The sequence below is a fragment of the Stenotrophomonas sp. Marseille-Q5258 genome, assembly GCF_946900935.1.
GTDB classification, from domain to species: domain Bacteria; phylum Pseudomonadota; class Gammaproteobacteria; order Xanthomonadales; family Xanthomonadaceae; genus Stenotrophomonas; species Stenotrophomonas nematodicola.
Window position 1 is genome coordinate 1 of sequence record NZ_CAMPPN010000062.1, and the last position, 1400, is coordinate 1400.

The 1400-nt window shown below is 72.9% G+C and carries 1 protein-coding gene; it reads right to left on the reverse strand.

The genetic code is table 11. From position 1 onward, the window contains the following. Positions 1 to 1400: type VI secretion system Vgr family protein (locus OC534_RS19260; RefSeq protein WP_262072416.1), on the reverse strand; the 1400-nt coding region annotated here is incomplete at both ends.

Genomic DNA, 1400 nt, shown 5'->3' on the forward strand with positions numbered 1-1400 from the left:
AGCACCAGCCCGCCGGACACCGCCAGGGTGAGCGAGCCCTGGCTCAGCCAGTTCAGCGCCACGCCTGAGGCCAGCGTGGTCTGCGTGCCGCTGACCCACACCTGGTCGGCCGGCGTCAGGCTCATCACCCCGGCCACGCCGCTGCCCATCAGCGTCGGCGCATCCCAACCCGGCGCTTCGCCGTCACCGCCCTGGATGCTGCCGGCCGGGCCACCGCTCTGGATGCCGCCCAGCTTTTCCTGCAACTGCAGCAGCGCCTGGTGCGCCGGCAGCTCGCTCGGCTCCTGCGGCAGCATCGCCTGCTGGTTGTGGGCCGATTCGTTGAGCGTGGCCACCAGCTCGGTGCTTTCCTGCAGCTGCGCCATCGCCTGATTGGCCGCCAGCTGCGGCTCGCCGCCTTCGGTGCTGAGCAGCAGGCCCTTGCCCGCGCGCAGCGCGCCGAACGCCTGGCTGGACAGCTCGGCGCCGAAGCCGCGCTCGGCCTCGCGCACGTTGTCCTCACCGCCCTTGAGGTGGCCCAGGGTCAGCGTGGTCGCATGTTGGGTGGTGGACAGCTGCGCGCGGCCCTGCCCGGGGGTGTCGTCCAGACGCAGCTGCTGGTAGCCGCCCGCGCCGCCCTGGCTGTCGGCCAGCGCCTGGCTCTTGAAGCCGGTGAACACCGCGCCGTGGTCGTTGCCCTCGAACCACGCGGCCGCGTTGCCGGTGGCCTGCGCGCCGCCGCTGGCGACCTGGTTGTGCGAGGCATCGTTCTGGCCGCGGCCGTTGTAGACCGCACCCACCACCACCGGGCGGTCGATGTCTCCCTCCAGGAACGCCACCAGCACTTCCTGGCCGCGCCGGGGCAGCACCACCCCGCCCCAGTTGTCGCCGGCCCACGGGGTCATCACCCGCACCCAGGTCCAGGCGCCGCCGTTGGCCGGGGCATTGTCGTCGCCGCCCGGGTGCGCCTGGCCGGTGCTGGACGCACCGCCGCGCTGCCACGGGAACTGCACCTTGATGCGATGGTCGCGGTCGGACTGCAGCGGCTCGCCGTCGCTGACCACGATGGCGCTGAGCGTGCCGGTGATCGACGGGCGCGGATGCAGGCGCACGCCGTGGCCGTCCTCGGTCTGCGGGCGATAGACCACGTCAGCCGGAATCACCACGAAGCGGTTGTCGTAGAAGGTGGAGGTCACCGCCTGCGCGGGTGCGGCGGCGGCCAGCCCGGCCAGTGCGACCGGCAGCGCCAGCGGCGCCTGCGCGACCGGGCCGAGCTGCTGCTCGAGCGCATCGAGGATGTCCGCCTCGAGATTGTTGCGGGCCTGGTGCTGCACCGACAGGCACAGGAAGCTCGTGCCGGCGTCCACACCCGGATGCTGGCCCAACTGGAACTGCGCGCCCGGCACCAGCTGGCGCCAGCT